This is a genomic window from Psychrobacillus sp. BM2 (genome assembly GCF_048572895.1).
Taxonomy (GTDB): Bacteria; Bacillota; Bacilli; order Bacillales_A; family Planococcaceae; genus Psychrobacillus.
On the sequence record NZ_CP183878.1, the window covers coordinates 2,627,348 to 2,644,743 of the forward strand.

The 17,396-nt window shown below is 36.1% G+C and carries 18 protein-coding genes; 2 read left to right on the forward strand and 16 right to left on the reverse strand.

Annotation, left to right across the window (positions count from 1 at the left end; all coding sequences use genetic code 11):
• Positions 1 to 121: 121 nt before the first annotated feature.
• The 8 genes from murC to ACN6MX_RS12890 form a co-directional block, all read right to left on the reverse strand.
• Positions 122 to 1,423 (reverse strand): UDP-N-acetylmuramate--L-alanine ligase, encoded by a 1,302-nt coding sequence (murC, locus tag ACN6MX_RS12855; RefSeq protein ID WP_419959293.1) that lies wholly within the window; start codon positions 1,421 to 1,423, stop codon positions 122 to 124.
• A gap of 113 nt (positions 1,424 to 1,536) precedes the next feature.
• Positions 1,537 to 4,080: a DNA translocase FtsK gene (locus ACN6MX_RS12860; RefSeq protein WP_419959294.1), complete on the reverse strand. Its 2,544-nt coding sequence runs from the start codon at positions 4,078 to 4,080 to the stop codon at positions 1,537 to 1,539.
• Positions 4,081 to 4,734: 654 nt separating this feature from the next.
• Positions 4,735 to 5,340, reverse strand: coding sequence for a YtpR family tRNA-binding protein (gene ytpR, locus ACN6MX_RS12865; protein WP_419959295.1), 606 nt, complete (start codon positions 5,338 to 5,340; stop codon positions 4,735 to 4,737).
• Positions 5,337 to 6,152: a DUF1444 family protein gene (locus ACN6MX_RS12870; protein ID WP_419959296.1), complete on the reverse strand. Its 816-nt coding sequence runs from the start codon at positions 6,150 to 6,152 to the stop codon at positions 5,337 to 5,339. The genes ytpR and ACN6MX_RS12870 overlap by 4 nt, the downstream gene beginning before the upstream one ends.
• Before the next feature lie 57 nt (positions 6,153 to 6,209).
• Entirely contained in the window at positions 6,210 to 6,521 is a 312-nt protein-coding gene (locus tag ACN6MX_RS12875) for a thioredoxin family protein (RefSeq protein ID WP_419959297.1), read from the reverse strand.
• 13 nt (positions 6,522 to 6,534) lie between these two features.
• Positions 6,535 to 7,047, reverse strand: a complete 513-nt coding sequence (locus tag ACN6MX_RS12880) for a hypothetical protein (RefSeq protein WP_419959298.1) — start codon at positions 7,045 to 7,047, stop codon at positions 6,535 to 6,537.
• A 64-nt stretch (positions 7,048 to 7,111) separates the two neighbouring features.
• Positions 7,112 to 7,630 carry a DUF84 family protein gene (locus ACN6MX_RS12885; RefSeq protein ID WP_419959299.1) on the reverse strand — a complete coding sequence of 173 codons (519 nt, stop codon included), beginning with the start codon at positions 7,628 to 7,630 and terminating at the stop codon, positions 7,112 to 7,114.
• Between the two features lie 50 nt (positions 7,631 to 7,680).
• Positions 7,681 to 8,754, reverse strand: a complete 1,074-nt coding sequence (locus ACN6MX_RS12890) for a M42 family metallopeptidase (protein ID WP_419959300.1) — start codon at positions 8,752 to 8,754, stop codon at positions 7,681 to 7,683.
• 156 nt (positions 8,755 to 8,910) lie between these two features.
• On the opposite strand from ACN6MX_RS12890, the gene ACN6MX_RS12895 reads away from it, so the two are divergent.
• Positions 8,911 to 9,225, forward strand: a complete 315-nt coding sequence (locus ACN6MX_RS12895) for a hypothetical protein (RefSeq protein WP_419959301.1) — start codon at positions 8,911 to 8,913, stop codon at positions 9,223 to 9,225.
• Positions 9,226 to 9,582: 357 nt separating this feature from the next.
• Here the strand turns inward: ACN6MX_RS12895 and ACN6MX_RS12900 are convergent, their stop codons facing one another.
• The 7 genes from ACN6MX_RS12900 to pepV all read right to left on the reverse strand — a co-directional run bounded on the left by ACN6MX_RS12900 (position 9,583) and on the right by pepV (position 15,945).
• On the reverse strand, positions 9,583 to 10,428 hold the full coding sequence (locus ACN6MX_RS12900) for a YtnP family quorum-quenching lactonase (protein ID WP_419959302.1): 846 nt from the start codon (positions 10,426 to 10,428) through the stop codon (positions 9,583 to 9,585).
• Between the two features lie 160 nt (positions 10,429 to 10,588).
• The gene (gene trmB, locus ACN6MX_RS12905; protein ID WP_419959303.1) at positions 10,589 to 11,230 is read right to left on the reverse strand and encodes a tRNA (guanosine(46)-N7)-methyltransferase TrmB; all 642 of its coding nucleotides are present in this window, start codon (positions 11,228 to 11,230) and stop codon (positions 10,589 to 10,591) included.
• 19 nt (positions 11,231 to 11,249) lie between these two features.
• The gene (locus ACN6MX_RS12910) at positions 11,250 to 12,167 is read right to left on the reverse strand and encodes a diacylglycerol/lipid kinase family protein (protein WP_419959304.1); all 918 of its coding nucleotides are present in this window, start codon (positions 12,165 to 12,167) and stop codon (positions 11,250 to 11,252) included.
• Positions 12,160 to 13,140: a nuclease-related domain-containing protein gene (locus ACN6MX_RS12915; RefSeq protein WP_419959305.1), complete on the reverse strand. Its 981-nt coding sequence runs from the start codon at positions 13,138 to 13,140 to the stop codon at positions 12,160 to 12,162. The genes ACN6MX_RS12910 and ACN6MX_RS12915 overlap by 8 nt, the downstream gene beginning before the upstream one ends.
• Positions 13,128 to 13,688 carry an RNA 2',3'-cyclic phosphodiesterase gene (gene thpR / locus ACN6MX_RS12920; protein WP_419959306.1) on the reverse strand — a complete coding sequence of 187 codons (561 nt, stop codon included), beginning with the start codon at positions 13,686 to 13,688 and terminating at the stop codon, positions 13,128 to 13,130. The genes ACN6MX_RS12915 and thpR overlap by 13 nt, the downstream gene beginning before the upstream one ends.
• A complete protein-coding gene (gene dat, locus ACN6MX_RS12925; protein WP_419959307.1) occupies positions 13,685 to 14,536 on the reverse strand; it encodes a D-amino-acid transaminase in 852 nt (283 codons plus the stop codon). Before dat ends, thpR begins: the two co-directional genes overlap by 4 nt.
• Before the next feature lie 2 nt (positions 14,537 to 14,538).
• Entirely contained in the window at positions 14,539 to 15,945 is a 1,407-nt protein-coding gene (pepV, locus tag ACN6MX_RS12930) for a dipeptidase PepV (RefSeq protein WP_419959308.1), read from the reverse strand.
• 463 nt (positions 15,946 to 16,408) lie between these two features.
• Here pepV and ACN6MX_RS12935 point away from each other — a divergent pair, with 463 nt between their 5' ends.
• Positions 16,409 to 16,630, forward strand: coding sequence for a DeoR family transcriptional regulator (locus ACN6MX_RS12935; RefSeq protein WP_340922431.1), 222 nt, complete (start codon positions 16,409 to 16,411; stop codon positions 16,628 to 16,630).
• A gap of 37 nt (positions 16,631 to 16,667) precedes the next feature.
• Here ACN6MX_RS12935 and ACN6MX_RS12940 read toward each other — a convergent pair whose 3' ends face one another.
• Complete coding sequence (locus tag ACN6MX_RS12940; protein ID WP_419959309.1) at positions 16,668 to 17,390, reverse strand: pseudouridine synthase; 723 nt, start codon at positions 17,388 to 17,390, stop codon at positions 16,668 to 16,670.
• Between the last annotated feature and the right edge of the window lie 6 nt (positions 17,391 to 17,396).

Sequence of the window (17,396 nt, forward strand, 5' to 3'; positions counted from 1 at the left end):
ACGTCTTAATACAATTTTACCCTAATCAAATCAAATTAAACTTCCTACCTATACTATACTACGTTTCTTTTAAATATCCTTCAAAAAAAAAGCTTAATCCAAATAGATTAAGCTTTTTTAGTTAGTTATTAAGTTTTGCTTCGAATGCTTGTTGATACTTTTGAACGTCCCCTGCTCCCATAAATAAGAAAACAGAATCTTCCTTTGTCTGTAATTCCCCTACATTTTCTTCTGTTAAAATATGGCTTCCTTCGATAATATCTCCAAGGGTTGCGATTGTTAAGTTCCCTGCATTCTCTCTTGCCGAGCCAAAAATATCACATAGATAGACTCTATCCGCCAAACTCAACGCCTCACTGAATTCTTGTAAAAACTTTTGAGTTCTCGTAAAAGTATGTGGTTGGAAAATCGCAATAATTTGATGGGCTGGATACTTTTGTCTAGCCGATTGAATAGTTGCTTTTATCTCTGTAGGATGATGAGCATAATCATCAATGATAATATCATTACCTACTACAGTCTCCGTAAACCTTCTTTTAACGCCTTCAAATGTCTCTAATCCTCTTTGAATAGTATCTGCAGGCACACCTTCATAATGGCATAGAGAGATAACCGCAAGAGCGTTTAGAATAGTATGGTCACCGAACAATGGAATAGCGAAGCGATCATAAAATTCGTTGCGTACAAATACATCAAAAGATGTACCTTTTGGTGTAATTTCAATATTGCGTGCAGCAAAATCATTATGTTCCCCAAAACCGTAGTATACGACAGGAACTTCCGATTTAATCTGTTGTAAGTATTTATCATCTCCACAAGCAAAAATGCCTTTTTTCACTTGCATTGCCATTGACTGAAATGCTTGGAATACATCATCAATATCTTGGAAATAATCTGGATGATCAAAATCAACATTTGTCATGATTGCATAATCCGGATTGTATGCAAGAAAATGACGGCGATATTCACAAGCCTCAAACACAAAATTAGAAGCATTTAACATACCTTTTCCGGTACCATCCCCTATTAAATAGGATGTAGGTTCGTATCCACTTAATACATGTGATAGCAAACCAGTAGTCGATGTTTTTCCATGAGCACCAGTAACTGCTATAGAGGTAAACTGACTCATATAATTCCCTAAGAAATCATGATACCGAATTACCTCTAAGCCAAGTTCTTTAGCTTTGACTAGCTCAGGGTGACTATCCGGAAACGCATTTCCCGCAATAATAGTCAAACCCTCTTGAATATTCGATTCATCAAATAATAATATTTTTATATTTCGCTCATGTAATGGTTTTTCAGTAAAAAAATATTTTTCAATATCAGAACCTTGTACTTCATAGCCAGTATCGTGCAAAATTTGCGCTAATGGACTCATTCCAGACCCTTTAATGCCTGTAAAATGGTACTTTGTCATACGTAGAAACCTCCTGGGATTCGCCCCACTTATATACATTAAATATTTCATGCGCCTATTTAGACGTATTCATTATTATACCACTTACTTATATGAAACTTTAATAAACAATATTAACTAAATATTTCATCTAGTGTATCGCTCGTCAAAAGTACATCTCTTGCCTTACTTCCCTTTTGCTCTGTAATATATCCATTTTCATACATAGCATCTATTAAACGAGCTGCTCGGTTATATCCTAGATGAAATTTACGTTGCAATAACGAAGTAGAGGCAGTGCCTTGTTCTACGATAAAACGGCAAGCCTCTTCAAATAAATCATCCTGCTCAGAAGTGATTTCTTTTTGGAGAAGTTCCTCTTGCTCAAACATATAATCTGGATTTCCTTGACTTCTAGCATATTCAATAACACTTTCAATTTCATCATCTGAGACATACGTACCTTGGATACGTACAGGACTAGACATACCATTTCCTTGATAAAGCATATCTCCTTTTCCTAGCAAACGTTCCGCACCTTGCTGATCTAAAATGGTACGCGAATCAATTTGTGAGGATACAGAAAATGCAATACGTGTAGGGATATTAGCTTTGATCAGGCCAGTAATTACATCCACAGAAGGACGCTGTGTAGCTAAAACTAAATGTATGCCACATGCCCTTGCTTTCTGTGCAATTCGGCAAATAGCATCCTCTACTTCCGTAGGAGCCATCATCATCAAGTCAGCAAGCTCATCAATAACTATGACAATGTAAGGAAGCTTTTGAGCAAACTGCCGTTTTTCAGTTGCAAGCGTATTATATCTAGTAATATCTCGTACCCCAATATGTGCAAACAATTGATAGCGTCGTTCCATTTCTTCCACTGCCCATTTCAATGCAGCTGTTGCTGCTTTTACATCCGTAATAACTGGACTGACAAGATGTGGAATATGATTGAACGGCGCAAGCTCCACCATTTTTGGATCGATTAGTAATAATTTTACTTCATCTGGCGTAGCTTTATACAACAGACTTACTAATAATGAGTTAATAAATACAGACTTCCCAGATCCAGTTGCCCCCGCAATAAGTCCATGCGGCATTTTACGCAAATCTAATGTCACTGGTTTACCTGTTAAATCTAACCCCAATGCTGCTTCTAACGGTGACTCCGAATGTAAAAATATATCTGTATTTATTACTTCAGACAAGCGCACTGCACGAGATTTTCTATTCGGTATTTCAATTCCTATTGAACTCTTCCCTGGAATTGGAGCTTGAATACGAATATCCTTTGCTGCTAACGCAAGTTTAAGATCATCCGCAAGATTACGTATTTTACTTACTTTAGTTCCTTGCCCAACTGTTATTTCAAATTGGGTGACTGCTGGCCCCTGTACCATTTGAACAATTTCACCAATAACTTGAAAATGAGATAGCGCATCTACTAATGTGAATGCCTGCTCCTCCATCCAATCTCTATCCTCCACATTCATTTCGGGCGGAAGTAAATGACTAAAAGATGGTCTTACATAATTAGTTTGGATCTCTTCTTGTTCTTCCACTACTACCTGCTCTATTTCCTGCCTATCCACTTGGACCTGCTCAGTCATTTGTTTTTGTTCCTGTTGAATTGAAGGCATTGTTGTATTGACCGCATTCTTTGCTACAGGCGATATTTTGTTCATAGTATCTATTCTATTCAATTTACTTTTATCTGATTTCAACATTAGTACATTAAAAGGTCTAATGTTTTCTTTCACTGGTTTTTCTGTTTCTAAGATCTCCGTGTTATGAACTGATTCAATTGTTTCTTGTGTTTCCGTTACAGCAGCCTCTGCTTGTACAACTTCTGCTAACTCAGTTACTTGTAGATCATCGTGTACTACTTTAAACTTTGCCTCCTCAACTTGAGGACCTTGTACAAATTGTTCTACTTCACTCTTTTGTTTTTTATCTGATTTCAACATTAATACATTAAAAGGTCTAATGTTTTCTTTCACTGGTTTTTCTGTTTCTAAGATCTCCGTGTTATGAACTGATTCAATTGTTTCTAGTGTTTCCGTTACAGCAACCTCTGCTTGTACGACTTCTGCCAACTCAGTTACTTGTAAATCCTCTACCACGACGTCAACCTGCATACTTTCTTCAAGTTCAGTTACTTGTACTAATTCTTCTGCTACAATTACTTCTGGTTCAGGATTTACAGGTTCCGATTTAAGTAGTACTTCTGAATTTTCTACTTCAATTTTAGGTTCTGTTTCGGCTATGAATTCTTTTTCTTTGTTTGCAACTGTTTTGGAAAATCCATAAATCGGTGATGGCACTTCGGTAGGTGTGAATGCTCTCTTTTTCCGAATTATTGTAGGAGTTTCTTCCACCTTTTTCTTCTCTGCTCGGTGTGTGACGGTAGGCTGTTTACGTTGCTGCCATAGGTTTTGTTGATGTAATGGTTTATATTCCGGTTCCTTGAAAAGTGGTTCTTCTTTATATGTTTCAACTATTTTTTCTTCCTTTGGATATCCATACAATGATTCATGTTTTTCTTCATCTGATATTAATGGGAAGCGAAAAGGAGTTTTCTTCGTTGCAGAATGTATTATTTGTTGCTCCTCCATGTATTCCTCTTCATATTCTTTTTCATCTGATGCAAATAGTTTTTTTAACCAATTCAAATTCATCACTCTCTCTAAAAGATACCTCTTATTCTACCAATAATAATAGGTTTCGTCTGTATTTATAAGGTAGAATGGGAAAAAAATCATGTGTTTTAGGAATTTGGCTATTCAGAAAATACCACTTATGTATTGGGAAGTCGAAATTTACGGATAAATATTCCATTTAGCAAGTAAATCTTACTCTAGAGCAAGTAAACGAGGAAGAATAGCAAATTACCACATTTCTGTTTAATAAGAAAAACTAGGCAAAAAAATGCCCGGTCCTCTTAGGTCAAACCTGTTTCTATCGTTTTAGAAGGGCTTTGGACAGACGTTTTGACCTAGGATCACCGAATATTTTTTAAGAGGTTGGTTGTGACGTGTGGCCCGCATTAACGGGCAGTAGAGAACTGCCCGTAAAACCCGCATCGTGCGGGCCCAGAAGATGCTATTTCGTTCGCTATTTCGCTTCTTTATTTGGTAAACACTTACTATTTCTCTATACTTCCACTGGTATAAAAGAAAATCTGCTTTCTTTCTCTATCATTGGATGATTGCATTTCTAATTCAAAATTCATATTTAAAAGTGTCACAAACCCAATGTTCACAGGTCATTTTTATATAATTTTTTTAAACGAAAAAAGCACACCTAAAAGGCATGCTTTTCATTCATTAAACTAAAAATTCACTTCCAACTTCTTTGTGCTCGTCTAAAATAAGAATTCCTTTTACTTCTGGTGCGTTTGGAATTGCCAATTCTCTTGCAGAGCAAAGCATACCACTTGATGCAACACCTCTAAGTTCAGCGTCTTTAATAACCATTCCTGAAGGCATTACTGCACCTACTTTAGCAACTACTACTTTTTGTCCAGCTTCTACGTTAGGAGCACCACAAACGATTTGTAATGTCGATTCCCCAACGTTTACTCGGCATACTTTTAATTTATCGGCATTTGGATGCTGTTCTAATGAGTCCACGTGACCGACTACAAACTTAGGAGATAGATCCACTTCTAAGGTAAAAGAAATGTCATTTTTCGTTAAGATATGTTGTACAGCTTCTACTATTTCAGCAGTTAAAGGAACATTACCTTGTACATCTAGTTCTTTATATTTACTGAATTCAAAAATGTTGATAGCCAACACTTCGTTTGTTTGAGCATCTTTTACTTGTGTAACATCGCCATTTGTTTCTGTAATAACTTTTTCTGTTTTTTCAGGTGTTAATTGGATTAATAATACATCTCCAACTCCAGGTTTGTTGTAAAAAATATTCATTTGTCTTCGTTCTCCTTTGATACTCGATTTTTCGCCATGATAAATATTGGTTCTAAATCTCCATTTTCATAGATGAAAGATAATGAAGTAATAGGTACGGTTCCTACAGTGAAGAAATGCATTGTCATTTGTGCCAGAACGTCGTAACCTGTTTCATTTCTTATATCCCCAATTATCATAACATCTTGATGGGGTACAGAAATAGTCATATCTCCAGTAATTTTCTTTTTCATATCTTTTAATAGCGATTCGTTTAGTATACGACTTGCATCATAACCATCGTTATTATTAAAGAAATAAAAAATATTGCCTGCTACTTCATCCGTTTTAAAACGATTTTCCAAATTTCTTACTTGGAAGAGTGCTCGTTCGCGTACTTCCGTCTCTCTTATTTTCCAATCCGCCAACATTTTTTCATCTAGTAAACGGTAAGTGTTCCCTAGATCTACAGCATAGTAAATACGTGTTTCTGCTGTATGATCCTTCGTGATAAAACGATTACCTTCATTCGATTTAAGTGGAAAAGAAGTGGATCGGATAACTGGATATACCGAAAATGATGGATCTATTTCACCGGCCATCTCTTTTTCCATTGCTTTAAATGTTTCGTGTATCGTATACACAACCTCATTAATCGCCACTTCTTTTTTCGTTTCATATTTAGCTAAAATTGGAGGAACCGAAATTTCAATTCCTTTCCCTGTTGCTTTATGAGTCAACCTGAGCTTATTTGTTTCTCTATTATAATCATAGGTATATACATCTTCGGAAAGCTTTGTTTTTAATAGTCGTACAAGTTCTAGTGCCTTCATTTATTATCTTTTCCTTTCAATTAACAAAACGGTCCACTAAGTGAACCGTTTGCTGGATTAAATCGATTGAAGAAATGATTCAATTTCTTCTCTAGTTTTACGGTCCTTACTAACAAATCGACCTTTTTCTTCGCCATTTTCAAATGCTAGGAAACTAGGAATACCAAATATATCAAGTTCGATACATAAATCGATAAACTGATCACGGTCTACAGATATAAAAGTGATATCTGTAAATTTTTCTTCTACCTCTCCCATGAACGGATCGATGAAATGACAATCTGGACACCAACCGGCTGTGAATTTAAACACGACTTTCCCTTGCTGCTTTAACTGTTCGAATTGTTCTACCGAAGCTAAGCTTTCCATATGTAGCACTCCTTTAGTTTGTTGAAATTGACCGCACAATTAGCATCATGTTCTCTAAATTATTTGCAATATCTTGTTGCTCAGAAATAGTTGTTAGCTTAATGCCACCAATACTCGTTATAAGCTCATACTTTTCTTCACTGTTTTCAATAATTGCAGCAAATCCAAAACGACCATTTTGCTCAAATGTTTTTTTATCTAATACTTCTAGATTACTATCTGCCATCATCAAATCATAGTATAATTGACTACTCTGTAATTCATTCGGATTAATAAAGAGAATAAATGAATCATCTCCTTTTGAAAGAATAATATTTGTCTCATCCGATTCTTCCTCTATTGAAAAACCACTAGGTATAAATATATTCATATCATTCACTTTTTCATTTGGTTTTTCTGCATCGTCTTGAAACGCTACTTTTGCATTTTCAAGCCCATCTACAGTTTGTTCTTCTAAAGAAGAACATCCAGCTAATAAAATGACAACAAGTGACGCGATCAATAATCGCATCCATTTTCGAGCCATTCCCTTTCCTCCATTCAGCATAACTGCTATATATTTTAACGATGATTATCTACAGTTGCAACTACTAGGGCTTACCCGCAAATTCAAATTGCCCAATCAATAATAACATTATATGCTCAAACATAGCACTTCTATTAATAAGTCCATTTGAAAACACACCAATTGCACCTTCATCATGTCGAATATCGTTCTTATTAGTATAGACGTCCATTACAGGCCCAAGTTCCGCACCAGCTAGTAATTGTTCGGCTATTTCCTTAGGCAGTGGGACTCCGGCTCCAGTAGCAGTAAAGACATCTCCTTTCTGTGTCACTAGTGCACCCCAATTACAAATGTACATCTGACCATCTATTTCTTGAACTCCACCCTCTAACCCTATTCCAAACAGGGCATCTGTATCTTCCATAAGATGCTTGGCTCGATTAATAGCACCTTGCCTTGTCTCTTCCTGACTCATAGGTTGATCGGAAACTAGGGATGGAACTTCTATATTCTCAAATTTAGCATTTGGATAATAAATACTTGAAATCGTTTGAACTGCTTTAGTTTTAGCTCTATTATGTGTACCTATTAATATTTTCATGCATTAACCCTCCTTTCTAGATAAAAAGATGCCTCGGAAGGCATCTTTTTTTATACGTTTGATTTGATTGTTTCTAAAGTTGTACGATCGCATGTTTTAACTAGTTTAACAATAAGTTCTTTTGCTGCTGCGTAGTCATCTGTATGAATGATCGATGCTGATGTATGAATATATCGTGAGCAGATACCTATTACTGCACTCGGAATACCTTCATTTGATGTGTGAACACGTCCAGCGTCTGTTCCACCCTGTGAGATGAAATACTGGTATGGAATTTTATGTGTCTCTGCTGTGTCTAATACGAATTCACGCATTCCACGGTGCGTCACCATCGTGCGGTCAAAGATTCTTAGAAGTGCTCCTTTTCCAAGTTGTCCAAATTCATTTTTGTTACCTGAAGCATCATTTGCAGGACTAGCATCAAGGGCAAAGAATAAGTCCGGGCTAATCATGTTTGCAGATGCCTGTGCACCTCTAAGACCAACTTCTTCCATTACGTTAGCGCCAGAATAAAGCATATTCGGCAGTTTCTCATTTTGGACTTCTTTTAAAAGCTCAATTGCTAATCCACAACCGTAACGATTGTCCCAAGCCTTTGCCATAATTTTTTTATCATTTGCCATTGGTGTAAATGAACAAACAGGCAAGATTTGATCACCTGGTTTAATACCCATTCGTAGAGCGTCCTCTTTATCATCTGCTCCGACATCAATTAGCATATTTTTTATATCCATCGGTTTGTTTCGAAGCTCATCGCTTAACAAGTGAGGAGGAATAGAACCGATTACTCCAGGAATTGTTTGATCCTTAGTGACAACTTCTACTCTTTGAGCAAGTAGAACCTGGCTCCACCAACCACCTAGGGGTTGAAATCGAACCATTCCATTATCCGTGATTCCAGATACCATGAAACCAACTTCATCCATATGGCCAGCAACCAAAATTTTCGGCCCATTTTCATCGCCTTTTTTAAGCCCAAATATCCCACCTAAATTATCTTGAACAATTTCATCTGAATATTTAGTCAGTTCGGTGCGCATAAAGGCACGAACAGCATACTCATTACCAGGAGCTCCTGGTAGTTCTGTCAACGTTTTAAATAGCGAGCGCGTTTCCTCATTCATATAAAAAGCCTCCTAAAGCTGTGTAGAAAATTATCCTCACCTTCTATTGTAATAAAAGATCGTTTCGTTTACTACCAGAAAACTTCGTAAACCGAAAAATTTAATCGAAACGGGGATGTGTGATACACTAAAAAAAATAGGATGGGAGGAATACTGATGAAATTAAAGGATTATATGATGGGACTTGGAACTGGGATTGTTATTGGGGTTATTGCCAGCCAAGCTACAAATAAGATGGATTTCAATCGTTCAGCAGAATTAGTATTAAATGAAATTAAAAATTCATTCAAAAAAGAGGGTCCAATCGATGGATCTTGGATATATATGACGCCTGAGAAATTTCAAAAAGCAGCCATTAGCATGAATGTTTATAAAGGTGGAATTTCCCGGGTGAAGAACGGTGAACTCGAGCAATATGAGTTTGCAGCAGATGCAAAAACTGGATCTGTTGTGGATTTAGTGAAGATTTAAGTTTTGGAAAGAATGGTTAATCATGATTTCTATCATGATTAACATTTTTTTATCTTTCAAACGATGCAGTTAAAATATCCTTGCCATTTTTCTCATTAGAAAAACTCTCTCTGTTTAAATCTTACCTAAGGCTATTTACTTGCGTTAACCCGCCAGATACTTGCTCTCATGAGGAATTTACTTGGATTCATCTATAAGTTACTCGTGCTCATTGTTTGTTTACTTGCTCTTAAGTGTGATTTACTAGAAAAAAGGTAAATTTATCCTTTTTATTCCATTGTAAAACTTGGGTGGAATAGGATAATTATTCACAAAAACAAAAAACGAGCTATGACAATCTCACCGCTCGTTTTTTATTTACCGACTTCTCTCAACTAAATCCATTATTTCCTTTCCATCTTCGGACCATTTGATCATTCGATAGAAAGCATCGTGGTAGAAGCTGAACCAGTAATTATGTTGAAGTGCTTGTTTGACCCATTTTTCTTTTGCATAAACAGAAGTCATTGGATAATCATCATATGCAAGCACCCAAAGTGGATTTTGGTGTGCATGGGTAGGCATTAGATCTGCCATATGTATTACAGTATCCTCAGCTTGCTTAAATACAACAATACTATGTCCATCACTATGACCTCCGGTATGAATCATTTCGATTCCTTCAACTACCTCAAGAGAATTTGTGAATGGAATTACCTGACTTTCAACTGCCTCCCAATTTTCTTTCCAGTAAGTATTTTTGGAGCGAATATTCGGGTTTTTCATTTCATGCCATTCAACATCGGATACATATATTTTGGCATTTGGAAATGTGGAAACAATTTGGTTTTCGTGCCATTTCGTCAGACCGCAAGCGTGATCGAAGTGCAGATGAGTCATCATGATAATATGGACATCTTCTGGTAATAATCCTAATTCCACAAGATTATCTTCCACTTGTGATTGATCGGTGACCCCATAGTTTCGTAATTGTTTCTCAGTCATTTTGCGATAACCAAGACCTGATTCCATTAAAATATTTTGCCCCTTATATTGGATGAGTAATGGATCCGATGGTAGCTCAATTTGATTTTTCTCATTGACGGGATATTTCTTTTCCCATAATGGTTTTGGAACAACCCCAAACATGGCACCCCCGTCCATAAAAGTTGTTCCTCCCTTTAACCATGTGAATGACATATCATGAAATTTAAACGTGTCCATTCTCCAACGCCCCTTAAACGTATTTTGCTTCCGCTTCACACTTTGTTCAGCTCCGCAGAAAAAACATTGCTTCCGCTTCACTTTGTTCGGCTCCGCAGAAAACCGCGTGTCCAGATTTTTATCGAGCGAGCTTGTCGCAATTAAACATTGCTGAATGAAGTTAAACGTATTTTGCTTCAACTCGATATATTGGCTGTCCTTTTGCGGAAAACTTTTCTTCATATTCCGTCATTATATTATCCTCAGGCATATTAACATGCAAATCGAGGGAAACATCTTTAATAAGCATTCCAAATGCTGACATACTCGTTAAGGAATATTCAAATAAACCACGATTATCTGTTTTGAAGTGAATTTCAGCATGGTCGACCAAGATAGATTTATATAACTCTAAAAACTCTGCATGTGTTAAACGTCGTTTAGCATGTCTAGTTTTTGGCCAAGGATCCGAGAAATTTAAGTAAACACGATCTACATCATTTTTTTCAAAATACTTTGCTAAATCCGCTCCGTTAACTTTCAATAACCGTAAATTAGGTAATGGCTGCGCGGCAATTGCATTTTCCAATGCAGATACAATCACACTGTCATATAGCTCTATGCCGATGTAATTGATATTAGGATTTTGCTTGGCCATTCCTGTTACAAACTGACCTTTTCCTGAACCTACTTCGATGTGTAATGGATGTTCATTTTTAAATTCTGCATCCCATTTTCCTTTAACTTCTTCTGGATTTGGGATAACTATTTCTGGATGAGCATTGATAAAATCCTCTGCCCATGGTTTATGTCTTAACCTCATAATTCAAACTCCTTTTTCTTTAACGGTTTGCTAAATTCCATGCGTTTGCTACTACAGAACATGTATAAGCTGTATCTTTATCGGTTACGAAAGAAAACTCTCCATCTACATGGCCAAACACTTCATCATGAATAATCATATTAAAATTTGATGCCTGAAACTGTGTAACTTCTTTAAATTTAGTATGTTTTCCAAAGTATACTGTACCAAAAATAAATAGTAATTTCCATCTTGGTAATTTGTTTACGATCGTCATTTCTAGTAATTGATCATTAGGGATAGACGTTGGTGAAATTTTCATTCCCCCTCCAAAATACGGTTGATTACAAATCACAAAAAACCACACATCATCAAATCGGATAACTTCATCTTTATTATGTAAGGTAAAAGAAAACTTTTTGAACGTAAATAATTCCTTCAAAAGATATAATATGTATGCAAGTTTACCAAGTCGTAATAGGTTTAACCTGCTTTTCCATGCAGAATAATTAGCTAGATAAGCTACTTTTGCATCAAATCCAAATCCTGCATTGTTAACAAATTGATATTCCGAATTAGGAGTATGTACAGTCCCAGTATCCATCTTTGTATGGAAACTGCCAACAGCAAACTCTTTTAAATCCTTCAATGTACGAAAAACGGAAAATGTCCGACCAAAGTCATTGCCACTTCCTGCAGCAATGATACCAATTCGAACATGTTTAAAACCAACTACACCAACGATAATTTCATGAATAGTACCATCCCCGCCAACACCAACTATTAGCAAATCATCCATAGATTCAGCACATTTTTTTGCTATTTCCGTGGCATGGTCTTCTCGTTCTGTTATAAATACTGTGTGTGGAAAATCTATAGCTTCTTGCCATCTTCTCCACACCTTCTTGCCTAAGCCATTTCCTGCATATTCATTTACGATAAAGACTATATTACTCATTGGATTCCTCACTATCTAAATCCCAACTAGATCTTGAATACGAAGTTGTTTGTACTAGGTCCAATATCGCTTGTGCAGCTTTAAATTGCATATGCTTCATCGGAGAATGGGAAGATTTCAATGATAAAAACCATTCTGGAAATTTTCTAGTATCGATGAATTCAGTATGAAATGAGTTACCTGGATAATCAATATAGCCGTTTCTTGAAAGAATTACTTTTTTTATCGGTAACTCTATTTCTTGCTTCTGGAAAATCTGCCCTAAGATAGATTCCATTCGATTTAGATTAATTGTAGGATTTAATATTTTCTTTTCTTCTTTCCCACTTTTCTTTAACCAAAATCGTTCTCCACTCCCTACAAACGCATCGGATTTTTTGTCCTCAAGAACTACAATACACACAACCTCTGTAGGCAGTATAAGTATAATATCTAACTCAATCGGTGCTTTTTTAATCTTTAAAATAGGATAATAAAATAAAAAATAATTATCCGGTAATTTCTGAGTAAAATCTCTTAGCATCGAGTCACGCATATATTTTGGATCTACATATGATTTTTCACGTAAAGTGGAGCTTGCCCATTTTAATTGAAAATGAAATAACTGATCTAAATACATTCTCTTTAGCTCTTCTTTTGTTTGAGGCTTGTATACTAGTTTGGGTTCAAAAAGTAATGTAGTAGATTCTTCTGGAATCAGCACTTCTTCGGCTAATTCAGCATTTTGCCAATCTAAATCTTCTTCTATTTCTTTTTTATGCTTTGGAAAAAGAATAGAGAAAAGTGACTTTTTCTCGTACTCTACAACAACTTCTTCTTTTTCAATCCAATCAGCATTAAAAGAGCCTCGCTCCCACTCTTCCTTTGTTCGATCCCACTGTTGTTTCTTTAGTCGCACAAACTGAGTTGGGTATCTTTTTAAATCAATTTGATAACGCGAAACATAATCTTGTAGTTTAACTAGTTGGGCCATTCATTTCTCCCCTCCCTCACTAAAACTGTACTTATTTCTTCATAACGCGGAGAACTATTCGCATTAATCGTAAAAACAGATAAACTTAAAACGTTAAAGGCTAAATTAGGTAATGTAAACTCTGTTAAATTTAACGATTCTTTAGAAGCCCATTTTTTGGCGATTGTAATATGGGCAGTAAATTCTTCTTTTTTCTGTACTTCGATAAATTCCTCTAATAACTGGACAATTTTTTGCTGTAATAATTGCAAAGGATCACTTTTTTCCAATGCAGTATACACAACTCGTGGAGTAGCTACATTTCCAAAATGTGCCACTCCACGTGTTTTCAGTTTAAATGAATCCCATTCTAACAGATGAAGAGAATGAATTATTTTTTCCAATACACTTTCCTCTATATGCCCTAGGTAATAGAGCGTTATATGCAGATCCTCCGCTACGGGTAATATTTTATGAGTCTGGTGTAAATTTGTTTTATCACGTTCCTGAATAATTGCGGCTGCTACCTGCTCCGGAATCTTTATAGCGATAAAATAATGCTTGGTCATATTTTAACTGATGAAGGAATTCTCTTTTCGAAAGCTACTTGAAGTTTTTCAGCCCATTCGCCACGTTTTCCGGTACCAATTAATTGATCGTCAATCGAAATTACCGGCATTACTTCTGCATTTGTAGAAGACATAATCATTTCATCCATTTCAAGTGCTTGTGCTTTTGTAAATGCCTCTTCAACTACTGGCAGACCTACCTCTTCACAACAGCTTAAAATAACTTGGCGAGTAATTCCATTAAGTATTAAATTACTAACCGGATGTGTGTATAAAACCCCATCTTTAATACCGTACATATTAGAAGATGATCCTTCTGTAATCGTTTCTCCTCGATGTAATACCGCCTCATAGCAGTCTTTACTTATCGCTTCCTGTTTCGCCAGCACATTTCCTAATAAATTTAACGATTTAATATCACAACGAAGCCAGCGTACATCTTCTACAAAGCAAGCTTTTACTCCATTTTCTAACTGCGAAAGAGGGCGTACAGTTTCCTTTGTATATGCCGTCAATACAGATTCAACTGCCGGAACTGGGAAATTGTGCTGACGCATGCTAGTGCCACGCGTAACTTGAAGATAAACTTGCCCATCCTGAAGCTCGTTCATTTCTATAAGATCGTGTAGCATTTTATGCATGATATCTTTTGTATATGGAATGACTAGTTGAATTTTGTCGGCACTCGCATACAATCGATTAATATGTTCTGTAGCTGTGAACATATCTCCGTTATATATTTTAATCACTTCATAAATTCCATCACCAAATTGATAGCCACGATCCTCGTAACCAATTTTCACATCTTCTTCTTGTACATATTGATCATTCCATAATACTTTTACCATGCTTATTCCTCCTCCGATTTTGAACTTCCAGCAAGCTCCACTATTGCATCTGCATAAATAGCAGTTGCTTTAACTAAATCTTCAATATCAACGTATTCATCTACTTGATGTGCTACATCTTTTCTACCTGGGAAAAGCATACCAAATGCTACCCCTTTTTCTAATACCCTCGCATACGTCCCACCACCGATTGATAATAGCTCTGCTTTTTCACCAGTATGTTTTTCGTATACCTTTTGTAATGTTTTAATAAGTATATCTTCTTTATCGACATAATGTGGCTTAGAATTAGTACCCAAATCCAATGTAATACCTGTACCAGTAAGTACCTCTCTACATGCACTTAATTGTTCATCGAAAGGATAACTTACAGAATAACGCATACTCACCTGTGTACAAGATCCCTCTGCAGGTGCATAATGAATGACCCCTGGATTTAAAGTCGTGTCCCCTGAAATCTCATCTGTAAAATTGAGTGCCAGTCCATGCCCTCTGCTTTCTTCTCCGAAGGAATTTACTAAAAAGTTAACGAATGCTTTTGAATGAGGAGTCAAGTTAATATTTTGTAAGAATTTCGCCAATAAAATCCCTGCATTAACACCATCATCTGGTTCCATAGCATGTGCTGATTTACCATGCACAAGTACTTTAACCATAGGACCTTCTTGTGTGACTTCCCCTTCTACATTATGTTCTGCTGCAAACGAATGGAACTTCTCCTTAATCATATGCAGACCACCGAACAATACAGCAAATGCTTCGTCCGGCACCATATTTGTACGTTTACCCGCTTGGAAAAATTGAATCGTTTCTGTATCAGCTGAACCAGTTTGAGTAAAGATCAGACTAGCAATTCCTTTTTCTGCATTAATAATCGGAAAATCTGCATCAGGAGCAAATCCCATCTGAGGCATCGCTTCTTTTTCAAAATATCTGGCCATACAACGGAATCCACTTTCTTCGTCTGTTCCTATAATGAGACGGACTTTTTTGGAAAGCTTAATACCGGCTTCTTTCACTAATTTCATCGCCATCCAAGCAGCTATCGTTGGTCCTTTATCGTCAATAGCACCGCGACCATACACTTTATCATTAGCTACAACACCTTCGAATGGAGCATATGTCCAGTTTTTCCCTTCTGGTACAACATCTACATGACAAAGGATTCCTAAAATATCTTCCCCTTCACCCATTTCAATATGTCCAGCTACATTATCCACGTTCTTTGTTATAAATCCTTCTTGCTCACCTTCATTCAACATGTGTATAAGCGCTTCTAATGGTTTAGGACCAAAAGGCATTTCATCATTACCTGCTTTTTCATCCATCACACTTGGAATTTGTATTAATCTTTGTAATTCCGCTACGATATCTGCTTTTTTCGCTTCTGCTAGTTCTAACCAGTTCATATTTGTTTCCTCCTAATTAATGCTTATATTCCATTTTACACTTTTTATAGAAAAAGACATAAAAAAAGAAGGCATTTTATGACCTTCTTTATGCTTTAGGCAGCGTCCTTAAAACCATTTACTTGATTTGGCATGTCAGTTACTTGTGTCCATGAGTAATTCACTTACAAAAGGGAAATTTTATCCATTTCCCTTTTACTATCGCTCTAAAAAAATTAGATAATCCTCTATTTAATGTTTTTTTTAAGCATTTTCAAAACTAAAGAGAAATGTGAATTATTTGTAAATATCGTAATCTCTATAGAAATTTCAATAAAAATCTACTATAATGGAATTGTCAGAAAGTAAATATTTTGACTATCATTTAGTAAAGGGGCTGTAAATTGCAATTACTCAGTTGCTTTTCACCCAAAGTCGTCCGCTAGTCTAGCCAAGAGATATCATGATGAAGGAGTGGTTACTTATGAAACCAACTACTGATCGGATGTTAACTCGAATTAAAGACATGTATATGTTCATCCGGGATAATGGAACAGTTACAACACAAGATTTAGTCGATGAATTTGGCATCACTCCTCGCACGATTCAACGAGATTTGAATGTGCTTGCTTTTAATGACTTAATCATTAGTCCAACAAGAGGCAAATGGACCACGACGAACAAGAGAGTTAAATTGACATCTTAGATATTAACAATATGAAAAGAATGACCATGCTCAGTGTTTAAGCGAGGTCATTCTTTTGCTGTATTTGTTCTAATTCTTCTTTTGTCAATTCTCTGTATGTACCTTCTTCAAGAGAACTGTCTAACAATAACATTCCCATCGAAAGCCTTTTTAAGTAAATTACTGTTTTTCCCACTGATTCAAACATTCTTTTCACTTGATGAAATTTACCTTCTGTAATGGATAATTCTATTTCAGAAATAGAACCACTATTTAAGATTTTAAGTATGCCAGGCTTAGTATGGTAGCCATCATCCAATATCACCCCATTGGCAAAGGCATCAATATCCGATTCATCAACCATGCCATCCACTTTCGCATAATATACTTTTGGTACATCCTTATTCGGTGAAAGAAGTCGATGTGTTAAAGCACCGTCATTTGTCAGTAAAAGAAGTCCAACTGTATCCTTATCTAATCTTCCTACTGGGTATGGTTCAAAATGACGAACATCATCGTCTAATAGATCAATAACTGTTTGATCCCTAGAATCCTCCGTAGCAGAAATTACTCCAGGTGGTTTATTCATCATTAAATAGATGAATTCTTTATATTCAACTACTTCTCCGTAAACCGTCACACTATCCTTTAACTCATTCACATGCATGGAGCTGTCTTTTACAACAGCCTCGTTTACTTGAATAGCTTTAGATTTGATTAATATTTTTACTTCTTTTCTTGTACCATATCCCATATGAGCTAGAAACTTATCTAATCGCATGTTATT

Bases quoted from the DNA above. Each gene is read 5' to 3' on its own strand.
- murC (WP_419959293.1), bottom strand. From the start codon at position 1,423: ATGACAAAGTACCATTTTACAGGCATTAAAGGGTCTGGAATGAGTCCA.
- ytpR (WP_419959295.1), bottom strand. From the start codon at position 5,340: ATGAATATTTTTTACAACAAACCTGGAGTTGGAGATGTATTATTAATC.
- ACN6MX_RS12870 (WP_419959296.1), bottom strand. From the start codon at position 6,152: ATGAAGGCACTAGAACTTGTACGACTATTAAAAACAAAGCTTTCCGAA.
- ACN6MX_RS12875 (WP_419959297.1), bottom strand. From the start codon at position 6,521: ATGGAAAGCTTAGCTTCGGTAGAACAATTCGAACAGTTAAAGCAGCAA.
- ACN6MX_RS12880 (WP_419959298.1), bottom strand. From the start codon at position 7,047: ATGGCTCGAAAATGGATGCGATTATTGATCGCGTCACTTGTTGTCATT.
- ACN6MX_RS12885 (WP_419959299.1), bottom strand. From the start codon at position 7,630: ATGAAAATATTAATAGGTACACATAATAGAGCTAAAACTAAAGCAGTT.
- ACN6MX_RS12890 (WP_419959300.1), bottom strand. From the start codon at position 8,754: ATGAATGAGGAAACGCGCTCGCTATTTAAAACGTTGACAGAACTACCA.
- ACN6MX_RS12895 (WP_419959301.1), top strand. From the start codon at position 8,911: ATGAAATTAAAGGATTATATGATGGGACTTGGAACTGGGATTGTTATT.
- ACN6MX_RS12900 (WP_419959302.1), bottom strand. From the start codon at position 10,428: ATGGACACGTTTAAATTTCATGATATGTCATTCACATGGTTAAAGGGA.
- trmB (WP_419959303.1), bottom strand. From the start codon at position 11,230: ATGAGGTTAAGACATAAACCATGGGCAGAGGATTTTATCAATGCTCAT.
- ACN6MX_RS12910 (WP_419959304.1), bottom strand. From the start codon at position 12,167: ATGAGTAATATAGTCTTTATCGTAAATGAATATGCAGGAAATGGCTTA.
- ACN6MX_RS12915 (WP_419959305.1), bottom strand. From the start codon at position 13,140: ATGGCCCAACTAGTTAAACTACAAGATTATGTTTCGCGTTATCAAATT.
- thpR (WP_419959306.1), bottom strand. From the start codon at position 13,688: ATGACCAAGCATTATTTTATCGCTATAAAGATTCCGGAGCAGGTAGCA.
- dat (WP_419959307.1), bottom strand. From the start codon at position 14,536: ATGGTAAAAGTATTATGGAATGATCAATATGTACAAGAAGAAGATGTG.
- pepV (WP_419959308.1), bottom strand. From the start codon at position 15,945: ATGAACTGGTTAGAACTAGCAGAAGCGAAAAAAGCAGATATCGTAGCG.
- ACN6MX_RS12935 (WP_340922431.1), top strand. From the start codon at position 16,409: ATGAAACCAACTACTGATCGGATGTTAACTCGAATTAAAGACATGTAT.
- ACN6MX_RS12940 (WP_419959309.1), bottom strand. From the start codon at position 17,390: ATGCGATTAGATAAGTTTCTAGCTCATATGGGATATGGTACAAGAAAA.